This is a genomic window from Pantoea sp. S-LA4, assembly GCF_054482835.1.
In genome coordinates, this window is record NZ_JBTLRC010000002.1 from 3786864 (window position 1) to 3803066 (window position 16203).

Genomic DNA, 16203 nt, shown 5'->3' on the forward strand with positions numbered 1-16203 from the left:
CAGCGAAACGTTTCGCTGACAGGAGTGTATGAAAAGCCGCCAGCAACTCAATCGGGGAGAGTGAAATTTGTGATCGTTATCGAAACGTTTCGCTCACGCGGAGGGAAATTTGAATTAGGGCAGATAGCGGGGCAAAAAAAAGGACCGCCGAAGCGGTCCCGATCGCGGCGATTAAGGCAGTTTTCTGACCTGCTTAACGTCCATTTCGATGCTGTTGAAATCTTTATCCAGCTCACCGGTCAGCTCAACGGTATCCTGAGGCGAGATAGTCTGGCCGTTCCAGTGCTTGTGGTCGATTTCGACTTTCATGGTGCCGGTCTGATCGCGGAACAGATAATCTTCATCGCCGATCTGCTTTTCCAGCTTACCGCGAACGGTGATCCAGCTTTCGTCGCGCATATCTTCAGCCTGCTTCACGGTCACCACGCTGGTGTGGTCGGCGCTGAAGCCGCCCTGTTTCGTCTGGGTCTGCGCCGCCGGGGCATTAGGGTCGGTAAAACCGCCTTGCTGTGCAGCCAAAACCGGGGCAGATGCCAGCATAACGACGGCTAAAATTGCAGCGTGCTTTTTCATTTTGTCACCTCTTTTCCATGATGTGTTTCGTTTTGTTGAACCCAGTTAACCATAGGCTTCTTAACAGCTTCTTAAGAAGTAAAAATAAGCAATTTTCGCCGAAATCAGCTGTACAAGCCGTGGTCTGCTTCGTATAAAGCGCTATCAACGCAGGGAGAAATGATGCGTATTTTACTGATAGAAGACGATCGCTTAATTGGCGACGGTATCAAAGCGGGGCTGGGCAAGCTGGGATTTAGCGTCGACTGGTTTACCTCCGGTGAGGCCGGTTTTCAGGCGCTGCACGCCGCGCCCTGGGATGCGGTGGTGCTCGATCTCTCACTCCCCGAACGTGACGGGCTGGATATTCTGCGACAGTGGCGACAGCAGGGAGAGGATGTGCCGGTACTGATCCTGACGGCGCGCGATGCGCTCGATCAGCGGGTCGAAGGCCTGCAGATGGGTGCCGATGACTACCTCTGCAAACCCTTTGCCTTAACCGAAGTGGCCGCCCGACTGCAAGCGCTGATTCGTCGCCGGCATGGTCAGCTGCAACCCGAGTTGCGTCACGGCAAGGTCGTACTGATGCCTGACAGTCACAGCGTCCTGTGCGATGGCGAAGCGATTGAGCTGAAAAGCCGTGAACTGGCGCTGCTGGAGCTGTTTATGCGCAATCCTGGCCGGGTGCTGACCCGCAGCCAGCTGGAGGAGAAGCTCTACAGCTGGGATGCTGACGTCTCCAGTAATGCGGTAGAAGTGCATATCCATCATCTGCGGAAAAAACTCGGCAGCCAGTTTATTCGCACCCTGCACGGTGTGGGTTATACCCTGGGAGCGGCTGAATGCGATCGGTAAGCCTGTTCCTGCGCCTCGGCATCGGTTTTGTGCTGCTGCTCGGTATCTGCTGGGCCAGCGCCAGCCTCAGCGCATGGCATCAGACGCGGGAAACGATTGACGAGCTGTTTGATACCCAGCAAATGCTGCTGGCAAAACGCCTGCTGACGCTTGATTTCTCTTCGCTGGACAACGCCACGCTGCCAAAAACGAAGCAACTGCTACGACACCACCGCGGCGATCAGGATGATGACGCGCTGGCGTTTGCCGTCTTCACCCATGACGGCAGACAGGTACTGAACGATGGCGATAACGGCCGATACCTGCCGTTTGAGGCCGATTATCAGGGCTTTCATGATGGTCAGCTCACCAATGACGACGACAGCTGGCGCCTGGTCTGGCTGACCACGCCAGATAAGCAGTTTCGCGTGGTAGTGGGTCAGGAGTCGGAATACCGGGATGACATGGCGCGCGATCTGATGAACGCCAGCGTCTTACCCTGGCTGATCGCGCTTCCTTTTATGTTGCTGCTGTTAATCAGCCTGGTCTGGTCGGAACTGCGCCCGCTGAAGCAGCTGGCGCAGCAGTTAGCGCAACGCGCGCCGGATGACGGTACGCCGTTACAGGCCGAACGGGTGCCGAAAGAGGTCCAGCCACTGATAATCGCGCTGAATGGCCTGTTCAGTCGGATCAACGCAATGATGCATCGCGAGCGCCGCTTTACCTCCGATGCCGCGCATGAACTGCGCAGTCCGCTGGCCGCCTTGCAGGTGCAAAGTGAAGTGATTCAGCTGGCCGTCGACGATGAAACGATGCGAACCCATGCGCTGAAACAGCTGGATGCCGGCATTGTGCGCGCGACCCGGCTGGTGGATCAGCTGCTTACGCTGTCGCGGGTGGAAGCGGATGATGCCCGTAACGCTTTCGAACCGGTGTCATTAAAACAGACGCTGCAGGAGACGCTGGCGGCGCAACTGCCGCTGGCGGATAAAACGGGCGTCACGCTGCGCCTCCACGCCGACGCCGATCCGCAGATTCAGGGTAATCCACTGTTGCTGTCACTGCTGGTACGCAATCTGCTGGATAACGCGATTCGCTATACGCCAGCCGGCAGCGAGGTGGACGTGCGGCTTCAGGCCAACAGCCTGTCAGTCGAGGACAACGGAGACGGCCTGAATGAAGCCGATCTGCAACGGTTAGGCGAACGTTTCTGGCGACCGCCCGGTCAGGAGAAGAGCGGCAGCGGGCTGGGGTTATCGATTGTGCGTAACATCGCCCAGCTGCACGCGATGCAGTTAACGTTCAGCCGGCGGCCCAACAGCGGATTGTGTGTCACGCTGCGCTGGCCATAAAAAAACCCGCCGGTGAGGCGGGTCATCTGGATTAAATTTCGACCTGCGTACCGAGCTCAATCACCCGGTTTGGCGGGATCTCAAACTGGTCCGGCGCGCGGAGCGCATTGCGCTGCAACGCCAGGAACAGCTTGCCGCGCAGCCGCAAATACCACGGCCGTTTGCCGATGATCAGCGACTCGTGCGACATAAAGAACGACGTCTCCATCATGCGGCAGTTCAGTCCTTCCAGCCCGCAACGATGGAAAATCTCTTCCACGTTCGGCGTTTCACGCCAGCCATAGCTGGCCACCACGCGCCAGAAGGTCGGCGAGAGCTGCTCAATGGTGACACGCCGTACGTTGTGCACATAAGGCGCATCTTCAGTGCGCAGCGTAAGCAGCACCACCCGCTCATGTAACACTTTGTTGTGTTTGAGATTATGCAGCATGGCAAACGGGATAACGTTCAGCGCACGCGACATATAGACCGCGGTGCCTGGAACCCGCACCGGCGGCGCTTTCTCCAGCGACGCGATCATCGCCTCCAGTGAATTACCGTGCTCATGCATCCGGCGCAGCAGGCGGAAGCGTTCGCTTTTCCACGTCGTCATAATGATAAACATCACCAGGCCGAGGCAGAGCGGCAACCAGCCACCCGAGAAGATTTTAACCAGGTTCGCCGTAAACAGCGGCACGTCGATAAACAGCATCAGCAGCAGAATCACCCCAACCGCCAGCTTATGCCAGTGCCAGTTTTTGATCGCGACGGTGCAGGAGAGAATCGAGGTCAGCACCATGGTGCCGGTCACCGCAATACCGTAGGCCGCCGCCAGATTACTGGAGTGCTCAAAGCTGATAATCACAATCAGCACCGCAAAGTAGAGCACCCAGTTAATCATCGGAATATAAATCTGGCCCGATTCACGCTCAGAAGTATGAATGATCCGCATACCGGGCAGGTAGCCGAGCCGAACCGCCTGACGCGTCAGCGAGAAGACGCCAGAGATCACTGCCTGCGAGGCGATGACGGTTGCCAGCGTTGCCAGAATCAGCATCGGGATCAGCGCCCAGTCTGGCGCCAGCAGGAAAAAGGGGTTCTTTATCGCTTTAGGGTCACTGAGCAACAGCGCGCCCTGACCAAAATAGTTCAGCACCAGAGACGGCAGCACTACCGAAAACCACGCCAGACGGATTGGGATTTTACCGAAGTGGCCCATATCGGCATACAGCGCTTCCACGCCGGTAATCGCCAGCACCACCGCGCCCAGCGCGAAGAAGGAGATCGATTTGTACTGCATAAAGAAGTTGACCGCATAGGCAGGATTCAGCGCCTGCAGCACTTCCGGGTTTTTCATGATGCCGTTAACCCCGAGGATCGCCAGCACCAGGAACCACAGCAGCATAACCGGCGCAAACAGCTTGCCGACCATGCCGGTGCCGTGTTTCTGAATCGCAAACAGCAGCGTCAGTACCGCAATCGACAGCGGCACAATGAACGGATCCAGCGACGGCGCGGCAATCTCCAGGCCTTCAATGGCCGACATCACTGAAATCGCCGGCGTGATCACCACTTCGCCATAGAAGAAGCTGCCGCCGATCAGGCCCATGATCACCAGTACCGCCGTGGCGCGGGCACCGGTATGACGGCCCGCCAGCGACATCAGGGTCAGAATACCGCCTTCGCCAGCGTTGTCAGCCCGCATGACGTAGCTGATATATTTCAGTGATACCACCAGCACCAGCAGCCAGAAAATCAGCGACAGAAAGCCAAATACCGCGCCCCGTTCTACGCCGAAGCCAAACTGGCCGGAGAGACATTCACGCAAGGTATACAGCGGACTGGTACCAATATCCCCATAGACAACACCAATTGCGGCCAGCGTAAGCCCACCAAGAGACTGCTTATTATCCGAGCTCATAGAGAGTTATCTTTTGTTGGAGTCTAAGAGGTGTAAAACCCCTCGCTCAAGCCATCAAAAAGCGCACAGTATGCACGTATTGCCGAAAATTCCTATACCCAGTTAATCTTAGCGCTGCACCAGTCGCGGGGTTTTTAGCCTGTAACCCGCTGCTTACTGGCGCATTTCAGCTAACCGAACCTTCTGAAACAAAAAAGCTGACAGCTATCAACGCTTTCACGCATCATTATCTATAGAGTAAGGCGCTTGCTTAAGCGCGGCGGCCCGACGATTGTAAGGACATTGATGTGATTATGGCTCAACCCCATCTTTTGGCAGAAAGAATTTCTCGTCTCAGCAATGCGTTAGAAAAAGGCCTGTATGAGCGGCACCACGCAATTCGCCTCTGTCTGCTGGCTGCGCTCAGCGGTGAGAGCGTGTTCCTGCTGGGACCGCCAGGCATCGCCAAGAGCCTGATTGCCCGCCGCCTGAAATATGCCTTCCAGCACGCCCGCGCTTTTGAATATCTGATGACCCGCTTTTCGACGCCTGAAGAGGTGTTCGGCCCGCTGTCGATTCAGGCACTGAAAGATGAGGGTCGCTATCAGCGCCTGACTAAAGGGTACCTGCCCGATGCGGAGATTGTCTTTCTGGATGAGATCTGGAAAGCCGGCCCGGCGATTCTGAATACGCTGCTGACTGCGATTAATGAACGCCGCTTCCGCAACGGCGACAGCGAAGAAAAAATTCCGATGCGGCTGCTGGTGACCGCCTCCAATGAACTGCCGGAAGCAGACAGCGGTCTGGAAGCGCTGTATGACCGGATGCTGATCCGCTTATGGCTGGATAACGTGCATGAGAAGCAGAATTTCCGCAGCATGCTGACCCACCAGCAGGATGAAAATGCCAATCCGGTGGCGGAATCGCTGCGCATCAGTGATGAAGAGTACGCCCAGTGGCAGCTCGGCATCAGCCAGGTGAGCCTGCCCGATGCGGTATTTGAGCTGATCTACCAGTTGCGTCAGCAGCTGGAGAGTCAGCCCGCCGCACCTTACATCTCCGATCGCCGCTGGAAGAAAGCGATTCACCTGCTGCAGGCCAGCGCCTTTTACAGCGGCCGCAACGCCATCGCGCCCATCGACCTGATCCTGCTGAAAGATTGCCTGTGGCATGACGTCGCCTCAATGCAGCTGCTGGAGCGCGAAATCGATCTGTTAATGACGCAATATGCCTGGCAACAGCAGCCGATGCTGCTCAGACTGCAGCAGATCAAAGCCCGCCGCATGGCCTTACAGCAGCAACAGAGCATGGCGCAGGCGATCACGCTGGAGAAACACAGCGGCATGTTCAGCCGCAAACCGCATTACGATTTGCCGGAAAGCCTCACTGATGATCAGCTGACCCTGATGCTGCAACAGCCGCTGACGCTGCACGATATGCAGGTGACGCATCTGGTGATCGCCCGTGACGCACTGAGTCAGTGGCTGCAAAAAGGCGGCGATATCCGCGGCAAACTCAATGGGATTGGCTTTGCGCAGACGCTGGATTTGCAGGTTGATGCGCAACACTGTCTGGCAATACGCGACGTCAGTCTGCAATCTTCACGTCTGACGCTGCCTGGCGTCAGTAACAGCGATCAGCTGCCAGGTGAAATCACCGAGGCGCTGGATACGCTGGAGAGTGAGTTACGCAGTCAGCGCCACCTGTTCAGCCAGCATCAGCGCTGCCTGTTTATCAGCGATGACTGGCTGGCGCGGGTTGAAACCAGCCTGCAGGATGTGGCGGAACAGCTGAAACAGGCGCGTAAATGATCTCTCTGGAGACGCTCAGCACGCTGCTCTCAATTGGCGAAACCGAACTGATTGAAGAGTTAATTATCGCGCTGCTGGCGTCGCCGCAACTGGCGCTGTTTTTTGAAAGATTCCCCGGTCTGAAAAAGGCGCTGCTGCGCGATGTGCCGCGCTGGAAAGCGGAAATCAGCGCGGAACTGAAAGCCACGCCGGTGCCCGCGTTACTGGCCGAAGAGTTTCAGCTGTTTCAACAGGTGCAGTTGCTCAGCGATCGTCAGTTCAGCCAGCAGCTCGACGCCACGCTTCAGACCCTTGAACGTCTGCCTTCCCCCTTTATCGATGAAGCCCGCCGACTGCTCCAGCATACCGACATTCATCATCTCAGCAGTGCGCAACATACGCTGTTTTTACAGCGCTGGCGGCTGAGCCTGACGCTGCAAACCCTGACGCTGAATCAGCAACTGCTGGAGCAGCAGCGCGAACGCCTGCTGGCCGAGTTGCAGCAGCGGATGGCGCTCAGTGGTCAGCTGGCCCCGATGCTGAGCGATGATGACGAAGCCGCAGCCGGCCGGCTGTGGGACATGAGTAAAACCTCGCTGCAGCCGGGCGATTACCAGCTGATGCTGCAATACGGCGATTTTCTGGCCCAGCAGCCGGAGCTGCTGAAACTGGCCCAGCAGCTTGGTCGCAGCCGGGAAGCGAAATCCGTGCCGTCGCAGGAGGCGCCGCTGGAGGCGTTTCATCAGCTGGTTCATGAACCGGCGGCCGTGCCGGAAGAGGTCAGCGGCATTCATCAGAGTGATGATGTGCTGCGCCTGCTGCCACCGGAACTGGCCGCGCTGAGCATCAGCGAACTGGAGCTGGAGTTTTATCGCCGGCTGGTGGAGAAACGCCTGCTGACCTACAAGCTGCAGGGCGACGCCTGGCATGAAAAAGTCACGCTGCGGCCAGTCAGCCACCAGCAGCATGAGGAGCAGCCGCGCGGGCCGTTTATTGTCTGCGTCGATACCTCCGGTTCCATGGGTGGTTTTAATGAGCGCTGCGCCAAAGCGTTCTGTCTGGCGTTACTCAAGGTGGCGCTGGCCGATCGACGTCGCTGCTACATTATGCTGTTCGCCCATGAGGTGATCGGCTATGAACTGACCGGTGATGATGGCCTGGAGCAGGCGATTCGCTTCCTCAGTCAGCGCTTTCGTGGCGGCACCGATCTGGCCGCCTGTCTTTCCGCCGTGGTGAAGCGCATGGAAGGGGTGCTCTGGCAGGAGGCGGATGCGGTGATCGTCTCCGATTTTATCGCCCAGCGTCTGCCGGAAGAGGTGATCGGCGCCATCAAACACCGCCAGCGACATAATCAGCAACGTTTTCACGCCGTGGCGATGTCGACGCACGGAAAGCCCGGTATTATGCGCATCTTCGACCATATCTGGCGCTTCGATACCGGCATGAAAAGCCGCCTGCTGCGCCACTGGCGTCGTTAAGTCATCAGGCAGAAATGCTTCTTTGCTATAGTGAATTACCGTTTCACTTACTCAGCAATCTGGAGCACCTTGTGACCACCGTCCATCCTCATCGCGATCTGCCTGCGCCGACGCGTACGTTATTGCTCTCCGGCCAGAACATTGAACAAAAACGAGCCGAGCTGCTGAGCTATTTTCACCAGACATGGGAACAGTACGAAAGCCTGTTTACCTGTCTGGCCGATCCGCAGGCCTGGTTTACCAAAGCGATTCCGCTGCGCCATCCGCTGATCTTCTATTTTGGCCACACGGCGACCTTCTACATTAATAAGCTGATGGCCGGACGCTATATTGATGCGCGCCTCGACGACCGGATTGAAGCGATGATGGCGATTGGCGTCGATGAAATGAGCTGGGACGATCTCAACGACAACCACTACGCGTGGCCGACCATTGATGAGGTACGTGACTACCGTGGCCGGGTGAAAGCGCTGGTCAGCGATCTGATCCAGACCCTGCCGCTGAGCTTGCCGATCGCGTGGGACAGCCCGGCGTGGGTGATCCTGATGGGTATCGAGCATGAGCGTATCCATCTGGAAACCTCCAGCGTGCTGATCCGCCAGCTACCGGTTGACTGGGTAACGCCGCAGCCCGCCTGGCCGATCTGTCCGCTGGCGCGCCACCAGCGTCAGGATGTGCCGGCCAACAGTCTGCTGGCGATGCCCGGCGGTACGGTTACGCTGGGGAAAACCGACGATACCTACGGCTGGGATAATGAGTACGGCAGCCAGCAGGTTACGCTGCAGCCGTTCAAAGCCAGCAAAATGCTGGTCAGCAATGCCGAATATTTTGAGTTTGTCCGTGCGGGCGGTTATCAGGATTCCCGCTGGTGGGATGATGAAGGCTGGGGCTGGCGGCAATTTGCTCAGGCTGAGATGCCGACGTTCTGGGTCGGCACGCCAGCGATGCCCGATCAGCTTAAACTGCGTCTGATGTGTGAAGAAGTGGCGATGCCGTGGGACTGGCCGGCGGAAGTGAACCAGCTTGAGGCGGCCGCCTTCTGTCGCTGGAAAGCCGAACAGAGCGGAATGGCGATTCAGCTGCCGTGCGAAGCCGAATGGTATCAGCTGCGCGAGCAGGTGGCGGGCGATCAGCCGCAGTGGGAACAGGCACCAGGCAATATCAATCTGGCGTACTGGGCTTCCTCCTCTCCGGTCGATCAGTTCGCCCAGGGCGACTTTTTCGATATCGTCGGCAACGTCTGGCAGTGGACCACAACACCGACCAACGGCTTTGAAGGTTTCAAAGTCCACCCGCTTTACGATGATTTCTCTACCCCGACCTTTGATGGCAAGCATTCGCTGATCAAAGGCGGCAGCTGGATCTCAACCGGCAACGAAGCGCTGAAATCGGCGCGCTATGCCTTTCGCCGCCATTTCTTCCAGCACGCCGGTTTCCGCTACGTGGTCTCCAGCCATCAGGAAAGTATGACGCTGAACCCGTATGAAACTGACGCCATGGTGTCGCAGTATCTCGACTTCCAGTATGGCCCGCGCTATTTCGGCGTGGATAATTATGCTGAAAGCCTGGTGAAGCTGGCGCTGAAGTACACCACGTCACAGACTGAAGCACTGGATATCGGCTGCGCCACCGGACGCGCCAGTTTTGAGCTGGCCCGCCACTTTGAACGCGTCACCGGCATGGACTACTCGGCGCGCTTCATCGACGTGGCGCTGCAGCTGACCAGCGGAGAAGATTTCCGTTATGTAGTGCCGCAGGAGGGCGATCTGGTGGAGTATCGCCAGGTGCGCCTGAAAGATTTCGCGCTGGATGGCGATCTGGCGCAGCGCATCCGGTTCGTGCAGGGCGATGCCTGTAACCTCAAGCCGCAACCGGGCCGCTACGATCTGGTGCTGGCCTCCAACCTGATCGATCGCCTGCGTCAGCCCGCGCGCTTCCTGCAGGATGTGACGCCGATGCTGCGGCCGGGCGGTATCCTGCTGCTCTCCTCGCCTTACACCTGGCTGGAAGAATACACGCCGAAAGAGAACTGGCTGGGCGGCGTACGTGAAAATGGCGAGGCGCTGACCACGCTGCAGGCGCTGCAACGGCTACTGGCAGCCGACTTTGAACTGCTGGATGATCCAATCGATAAGCCGTTTGTGATCCGCGAAACGGCGCGCAAGTTCCAGCACACGCTGGCCCAGGTTACCGTCTGGCGCAAACGCTAAGTGAGCCGGCAGCGGCGTCCGTCGCTGCCGGTTGTTGCCTGTCTCGCTATTTTGCTGCACATTCTCCCTTTGTGAACACAACGCAGCCTAACGAGGATGGTCATGGCCGAACATTTGCAGCTCGATAACCTGGATCGCGGCATTCTGAATGCCCTGCTGGATAACGCGCGTACCGCTTACGCCGAGCTGGCAAAACAGTTTAATGTCAGCCCCGGCACCATCCATGTGCGGGTGGAAAAGATGAAACAGGCCGGCATTATTCTGGGCACCCGTGTCGATATCGATCCGCGCCAGCTGGGTTTTGATGTCTGCTGTTTTATCGGCATTATTCTCAAGAGCGCACGCGATTATCCGGCGGCACTGAGCAAGCTGGAAGCGCTGGATGAGGTGGTGGAAGCCTGGTATACCACCGGTCACTACAGCATCTTTATCAAGGTGATGTGCCGCTCGATTGATGCCCTGCAACAGGTGCTGATCAACAAGATCCAGACAATTGATGAAATTCAATCAACAGAAACCCTGATCTCCCTGCAAAACCCGATCATGCGCACCATCAAGCCCTGATCGCGCTTCCCCCTGTGTACAACCTTATCCCGGACGAATGCAGCGGCTGACAACGGCTGCGTTCACATCACCCGATCCATTAACCCTGTTTTCCACAGGTGGATCACCGCTTGATCACAGCGTACAATGCCCGCCTTAATGTCCGGGAGAGCAAGATGGCCGATATTACCTTAATCAGTGGCAGTACTTTGGGCAGTGCCGAGTATGTTGCTGAGCATCTGGAAGAAAAATTACAGGAAGCAGGCTACTCAACGCAGCTGCTGCACGGCCCGGCGCTGGATGAAGTGCCGCTGGAAGGCATCTGGCTGGTGGTCTGCTCAACGCATGGCGCAGGCGAAATTCCCGATAATCTGCTGCCGTGGTTCGAGGCAATTAATGAAGAGCAGCCCGATCTCTCTCAGGTCCGCTTTGGGGCGGTCGGCCTCGGTAATCACGAATACGATCTGTTTTGCGGGGCGATCCGTCAGATAGAGACGCTGTTAATTGCCCAGGCCGCTCAGCGGATCGGCGATCGTCTGGAAATCGATGTCCTTGAGCATGAGATCCCTGAAGATCCGGCCGGGGTATGGGTGATGGACTGGAAAAGCGCGATCTGAATCTGGTCGGGGATCGTGAAATAGTGACGATCCCCAGTGGAAGATGCTGATTTTGTCCTTTTGAAGCCGTTTATTTTGTGGATAACTACCCTCTTTTACTGCGTATAACCGGTAGTTATCCAAAGAGTAACCGCAGTATGCTTTTTGAGCTGTGTATAAGTAGCCATTTTGATCCCAGCTTATACGGATCAGGATCACCGATCATTAACAGCTAGTGATCCTTGCTAATCGCTTGTTGTGACTGGCGTTCTGGCACATATCCACAGAAACCGGCGATCCTAATAAGAGATCTAACAGAAAGATCATATACAGATCTAAGATCCTTTCTTTTAAAACCTGAGGATCCCGCAGCTTTCACCCCAGGCGGAATTTGAGTAGAATCCACGCCCCAGGACGACGATCCTGCCTGTTCATCAATCGAGGTACCACTTCATGTTTTATCAGGATCCTTTTGACGTCATCGTAATTGGTGGTGGTCATGCGGGCACCGAAGCCGCAATGGCGGCAGCCCGAATGGGTCAGCAAACCCTGTTACTCACCCATAACATTGATACGCTTGGACAAATGTCCTGTAACCCGGCGATCGGTGGCATTGGCAAAGGACATCTGGTGAAGGAAGTGGATGCCATGGGGGGTCTGATGGCCCACGCAATCGATCAGGCCGGCATTCAGTTTAGGATACTAAACGCGAGCAAAGGTCCGGCCGTCAGGGCAACCCGTGCTCAGGCCGATCGCATGCTCTATCGTCAGGCAGTACGCACCGCACTGGAGAACCAGCCCAACCTGATGATCTTCCAGCAGGCGGTTGACGATCTGATTGTGGAAAACGATCGCGTCGTGGGTGCTGTGACTCAGATGGGGCTCAAATTCCGGGCGAAGACCGTGGTGCTGACCGTGGGTACCTTCCTCGACGGTAAAATTCATATCGGACTGGATAACTACAGCGGCGGCCGTGCAGGCGATCCGCCTTCCATTCCGCTGGCAAAACGACTGCGTGCCCTGCCGCTGCGGGTTAACCGCCTCAAGACCGGTACGCCGCCGCGCATTGATGCGCGCACCATCGATTTTTCAGTACTGACGCCGCAGCATGGCGATCACCCGATGCCGGTGTTCTCGTTCATGGGCAATGCCGCTCAGCATCCGCAGCAGGTACCGTGCTGGATCACCCATACCAATGAAAAAACCCATGAGGTGATCCGCAACAACCTCGATCGCAGCCCGATGTATGCCGGGATCATCGAAGGGATCGGGCCACGCTACTGCCCGTCGATCGAAGATAAAGTGATGCGCTTTGCCGATCGTAATGCGCATCAGATCTTCCTCGAACCGGAAGGACTGACCAGCAACGAAATTTATCCGAACGGCATCTCAACCAGCCTGCCGTTTGATGTGCAGATTCAGATCGTCCGGTCGATGCAGGGTCTGGAAAATGCGAAGATCGTGCGCCCGGGTTATGCCATTGAGTATGACTTCTTCGATCCGCGCGATCTGAAACCGACGCTGGAGAGCAAATTTATTCACGGTCTGTTCTTTGCCGGACAGATCAACGGAACCACCGGCTACGAAGAAGCGGCTGCGCAGGGTATGCTGGCCGGCCTCAACGCCGCGCGCCAGTCTGCCGACAAAGAGGGCTGGGCGCCGCGTCGCGATCAGGCTTACCTCGGCGTGCTGGTTGACGATCTCTGCACGCTCGGCACCAAAGAGCCGTATCGCATGTTTACCTCCCGCGCCGAGTATCGTCTGATGCTGCGTGAGGATAATGCCGATCTGCGTCTGACCGAAACCGGCCGCGAGCTGGGTCTGGTCGATGATGCCCGCTGGGCGCGCTTCAATCAGAAGCTGGAAGCGATTGAACAGGAGCGTCAGCGCCTGCGCGATATCTGGGTTCATCCAAAATCGGATAACGTGTCGGAGGTGAACACGGTTCTCAGTGCGCCGCTGACCAAAGAAGCCAGTGGCGAAGATCTGCTGCGTCGTCCGGAAATGACCTATCTGAAGCTGATGTCGCTGAACGCCTTTGGTCCGGCGCTGGCTGATGAGCAGGCGGCTGAGCAGGTTGAGATTCAGGTCAAATATGAAGGCTATATCGCACGCCAGCAGGAGGAGATCGATCGTCAGCTGCGCAACGAAAACACCCTGTTGCCGGTTGACCTCGACTATCGCCAGGTCAACGGCCTGTCAAATGAGGTGATCGCCAAGCTGAATGACCACAAGCCGACCTCGATTGGCCAGGCGACGCGTATTTCCGGTATCACCCCGGCGGCCATCTCTATTCTGCTTATTTATCTGAAAAAACAGGGTCTGCTGCGCAAAAGCGCCTGACCTGAAACGGGGCGAGGCGACTCGCCCCCGCTGACTGGACTTACGTTGTGATTAACCGACTCTCCTCGCTGCTGCAGGCAGCCAATATTTCCCTCTCTGATCAACAAAAACAGCAGCTGGTTGCCTATGTCGGGCTGCTGGATAAATGGAACAAAGCCTACAACCTGACGTCAGTACGCGATCCCCAGCAGATGCTGGTGCGCCACATCCTCGACAGCATTGTGGTGGCACCCCAGCTGATCGGCTCACGCTTTATTGATGTGGGAACCGGACCGGGCCTGCCAGGTATTCCGCTGGCGATAGTGATGCCCGATGCGCACTTCACGCTGCTCGACAGCCTGGGTAAGCGAGTGCGCTTCCTGCGCCAGGTTCAGCATGAGTTAGGACTCACTAACATCGCTCCGGTACAGAGCCGGGTTGAGGACTTCCCGGCCGAGCCACCTTTTGATGGCGTCATCAGCCGCGCATTTGCCTCACTGACCGACATGGTGAACTGGTGTCATCATTTACCGGGAACAGAAGGGCGCTTTTTTGCCCTCAAAGGCGTCCGTCCGGATGATGAAATTGCCAGCTTACCGGCGGGCTATCACTGTGATGCGGTGGTTAAACTGCTGGTTCCACAGCTGGAAGGTGACCGTCACCTGGTGATTATTCGTCAGCACCAGGCCTGAAACGGATAAGGGTTTACTCTGCGCCAGCCGTCGGTTTTCATCCGATTGCTGGTGAAAAAAGGTGCAGTTGATGCGTTTAAAAAACGGCATTTTCATTCTGCAACATGCGGTGGAGGATTAACAAAGCCGACGGAAATTATCCGAAAAGCTCTGTTACATTTAACGTTTAATTCACATTTAGTTAGCAGAAAGATCACTTGTATAGCGGACTGGCGGAATAAAAATAGTCACGCCAGAAAATATATCAGGGTAATAACTCGGCGTGCGTAATATGAATTTAACGTTTCTCATGCACCCTTCGATGTCAATAGCGTGTTTTCCGGGAAAATAGGCTTCCCCGATTGCGCTTATATTTTCAATGTTATGATTTTGAAAGGTTTATTGAGAGAAGGAAAAGCCCGGAATTAGCCCTGAGAGAAAAGTTGAGACGGTGCGAATGCTTATTATGTGATCTAAAGCACGCTTTAAAAGCAAGTCGCCAGCCCATTTTCAGGCAGGAAACGACGAATCCCTGCGGGCTAATCTTTGGAAAAATAGCCCTCCGGAAAGAAATTTAAATAATTGTTCACCTTTTCGCTACTTACCGATTGAAATCGCAGGTGCGGCCCGTATAATTTGCACGGCTTTTGCTGCTTGACTCAAATGCGTAAAGGCAGTCTTATACGACACGCGACATACCCCTAATGGGGCAGGAGAGTATCAGCGTCATGTCAGTGTCTCTTTACAGTGTAAAATTCGCCCGGACAGTGCTGATGATTCAGCTGGTGACGATTGTCATCATCGGTGCACTCTTTGCTCTGAAAGATGTCACCTGGGGCGTTTCTGCTCTGGCAGGCGGCGCGGCAGCCTGGCTGCCAAACGTGTTGTTTTTGTTTTTAGCCTGGCGCCTGCAGGGGCAAACCCCCGCTTCGGGACGAGTCGCGTGGAGCTTCGCTTTGGGTGAAATAGCCAAAGTGTTCGCGACCATCATTTTGCTCATTGTGGCGTTGGGTCTATTCGGGGCGGTTTTCTGGCCGGTCGGAATAACCTGGTTATCGGTGCTGGTGGTACAAATGCTGGCACCGGCGGTAATTAACAACAAAGGGTAAGAGGCATCATGGCTGCAGGAGAAATCTCTACTCCGCAAGAATACATAGGGCACCATCTGAACAACCTTCAGCTGGACCTGCGTACTTTCGAGTTAGTGAATCCGCACGACGCTCCCGCGACGTTCTGGGTATTAAATATCGATTCCATGTTTTTCTCTCTGGTGCTGGGACTTATCTTCCTGGTGTTGTTCCGTAAAGTGGCTAAAACAGCTACCAGCGGTGTGCCAGGGAAATTACAAGCGGCTATCGAACTGGTTGTCGGTTTCGTTGATGACAACGTGCGCGACATGTATCACGGTAAGAGCAAACTTATCGCCCCGCTGGCGCTGACAATTTTTGTCTGGGTCTTCCTGATGAACTTCATGGATCTGCTGCCAATCGATCTGCTGCCGTATATCGGTGAGCATTGGTTGGGCCTGCCGGCGCTGCGCGTTGTGCCGTCTGCAGACGTGAACATCACGCTCTCTATGGCGTTGGGCGTCTTTATTTTGATTCTGTTCTACAGCATCAAAATGAAAGGCATTGGCGGCTTCACGAAAGAGCTGACGCTGCAGCCTTTTAACCACCCGATCTTCATCCCGATCAACCTGATTCTGGAAGGTGTCAGCCTGCTGTCTAAACCGGTTTCTCTCGGTTTACGACTGTTCGGCAACATGTATGCGGGTGAGCTGATCTTTATCCTTATTGCCGGTCTGTTGCCGTGGTGGTCGCAGTGGGTGCTGAATGTGCCGTGGGCCATTTTCCACATCCTGATCATTTCGCTACAGGCTTTCATTTTCATGGTCCTCACGATTGTCTATCTGTCGATGGCATCTGAAGAACATTGATTTTTTTCTCAACACTACTTTCCCTCTCTATTCCGGGTCA

13 protein-coding genes are annotated in these 16203 nt (G+C 55.9%); 11 read left to right on the forward strand and 2 right to left on the reverse strand.

Annotation, left to right across the window (positions count from 1 at the left end):
• Nucleotides 1-171: 171 nt before the first annotated feature.
• Entirely contained in the window at nt 172-573 is a 402-nt protein-coding gene (locus ACX3P5_RS18685) for a YgiW/YdeI family stress tolerance OB fold protein (protein WP_336757056.1), read from the reverse strand.
• 162 nt (nt 574-735) lie between these two features.
• On the opposite strand from ACX3P5_RS18685, the gene qseB reads away from it, so the two are divergent.
• Nucleotides 736-1407 (forward strand): quorum sensing response regulator transcription factor QseB, encoded by a 672-nt coding sequence (gene qseB / locus ACX3P5_RS18690; RefSeq protein ID WP_233988241.1) that lies wholly within the window; start codon nt 736-738, stop codon nt 1405-1407.
• Complete coding sequence (qseC, locus tag ACX3P5_RS18695) at nt 1395-2738, forward strand: quorum sensing histidine kinase QseC (protein ID WP_336757053.1); 1344 nt, start codon at nt 1395-1397, stop codon at nt 2736-2738. Before qseB ends, qseC begins: the two co-directional genes overlap by 13 nt.
• Nucleotides 2739-2769: 31 nt before the next feature.
• On the opposite strand, the gene kup is transcribed toward qseC, so the two are convergent.
• The gene (gene kup, locus ACX3P5_RS18700; protein ID WP_233985801.1) at nt 2770-4638 is read right to left on the reverse strand and encodes a low affinity potassium transporter Kup; all 1869 of its coding nucleotides are present in this window, start codon (nt 4636-4638) and stop codon (nt 2770-2772) included.
• A 293-nt stretch (nt 4639-4931) separates the two neighbouring features.
• Between kup and ravA the strand changes: the two genes are divergently transcribed.
• From ravA to atpB, 9 genes are all read left to right on the forward strand, one after another.
• On the forward strand, nt 4932-6428 hold the full coding sequence (gene ravA / locus ACX3P5_RS18705) for an ATPase RavA (RefSeq protein WP_233985800.1): 1497 nt from the start codon (nt 4932-4934) through the stop codon (nt 6426-6428).
• Nucleotides 6425-7885, forward strand: a complete 1461-nt coding sequence (gene viaA / locus ACX3P5_RS18710; RefSeq protein WP_458969090.1) for an ATPase RavA stimulator ViaA — start codon at nt 6425-6427, stop codon at nt 7883-7885. Before ravA ends, viaA begins: the two co-directional genes overlap by 4 nt.
• Nucleotides 7886-7956: 71 nt before the next feature.
• A complete protein-coding gene (gene ovoA / locus ACX3P5_RS18715) occupies nt 7957-10095 on the forward strand; it encodes a 5-histidylcysteine sulfoxide synthase (protein ID WP_458969091.1) in 2139 nt (712 codons plus the stop codon).
• Nucleotides 10096-10197: 102 nt separating this feature from the next.
• Nucleotides 10198-10659, forward strand: a complete 462-nt coding sequence (gene asnC / locus ACX3P5_RS18720) for a transcriptional regulator AsnC (protein ID WP_013359557.1) — start codon at nt 10198-10200, stop codon at nt 10657-10659.
• Between the two features lie 155 nt (nt 10660-10814).
• Nucleotides 10815-11255, forward strand: a complete 441-nt coding sequence (mioC, locus tag ACX3P5_RS18725; protein WP_458969092.1) for an FMN-binding protein MioC — start codon at nt 10815-10817, stop codon at nt 11253-11255.
• A gap of 432 nt (nt 11256-11687) precedes the next feature.
• The gene (gene mnmG, locus ACX3P5_RS18730; protein WP_458969093.1) at nt 11688-13577 is read left to right on the forward strand and encodes a tRNA uridine-5-carboxymethylaminomethyl(34) synthesis enzyme MnmG; all 1890 of its coding nucleotides are present in this window, start codon (nt 11688-11690) and stop codon (nt 13575-13577) included.
• 47 nt (nt 13578-13624) lie between these two features.
• The gene (rsmG, locus tag ACX3P5_RS18735; RefSeq protein ID WP_458969094.1) at nt 13625-14248 is read left to right on the forward strand and encodes a 16S rRNA (guanine(527)-N(7))-methyltransferase RsmG; all 624 of its coding nucleotides are present in this window, start codon (nt 13625-13627) and stop codon (nt 14246-14248) included.
• Between the two features lie 707 nt (nt 14249-14955).
• Nucleotides 14956-15336 (forward strand): F0F1 ATP synthase subunit I, encoded by a 381-nt coding sequence (atpI, locus tag ACX3P5_RS18740; protein WP_233985794.1) that lies wholly within the window; start codon nt 14956-14958, stop codon nt 15334-15336.
• An 8-nt stretch (nt 15337-15344) separates the two neighbouring features.
• Nucleotides 15345-16163, forward strand: coding sequence for a F0F1 ATP synthase subunit A (atpB, locus tag ACX3P5_RS18745; protein WP_233985793.1), 819 nt, complete (start codon nt 15345-15347; stop codon nt 16161-16163).
• Nucleotides 16164-16203: the final 40 nt, after the last annotated feature.

Bases quoted from the DNA above. Each gene is read 5' to 3' on its own strand.
- ACX3P5_RS18685 (WP_336757056.1), bottom strand. From the start codon at position 573: ATGAAAAAGCACGCTGCAATTTTAGCCGTCGTTATGCTGGCATCTGCC.
- qseB (WP_233988241.1), top strand. From the start codon at position 736: ATGCGTATTTTACTGATAGAAGACGATCGCTTAATTGGCGACGGTATC.
- qseC (WP_336757053.1), top strand. From the start codon at position 1,395: ATGCGATCGGTAAGCCTGTTCCTGCGCCTCGGCATCGGTTTTGTGCTG.
- kup (WP_233985801.1), bottom strand. From the start codon at position 4,638: ATGAGCTCGGATAATAAGCAGTCTCTTGGTGGGCTTACGCTGGCCGCA.
- ravA (WP_233985800.1), top strand. From the start codon at position 4,932: ATGGCTCAACCCCATCTTTTGGCAGAAAGAATTTCTCGTCTCAGCAAT.
- viaA (WP_458969090.1), top strand. From the start codon at position 6,425: ATGATCTCTCTGGAGACGCTCAGCACGCTGCTCTCAATTGGCGAAACC.
- asnC (WP_013359557.1), top strand. From the start codon at position 10,198: ATGGCCGAACATTTGCAGCTCGATAACCTGGATCGCGGCATTCTGAAT.
- mioC (WP_458969092.1), top strand. From the start codon at position 10,815: ATGGCCGATATTACCTTAATCAGTGGCAGTACTTTGGGCAGTGCCGAG.
- mnmG (WP_458969093.1), top strand. From the start codon at position 11,688: ATGTTTTATCAGGATCCTTTTGACGTCATCGTAATTGGTGGTGGTCAT.
- atpI (WP_233985794.1), top strand. From the start codon at position 14,956: ATGTCAGTGTCTCTTTACAGTGTAAAATTCGCCCGGACAGTGCTGATG.
- atpB (WP_233985793.1), top strand. From the start codon at position 15,345: ATGGCTGCAGGAGAAATCTCTACTCCGCAAGAATACATAGGGCACCAT.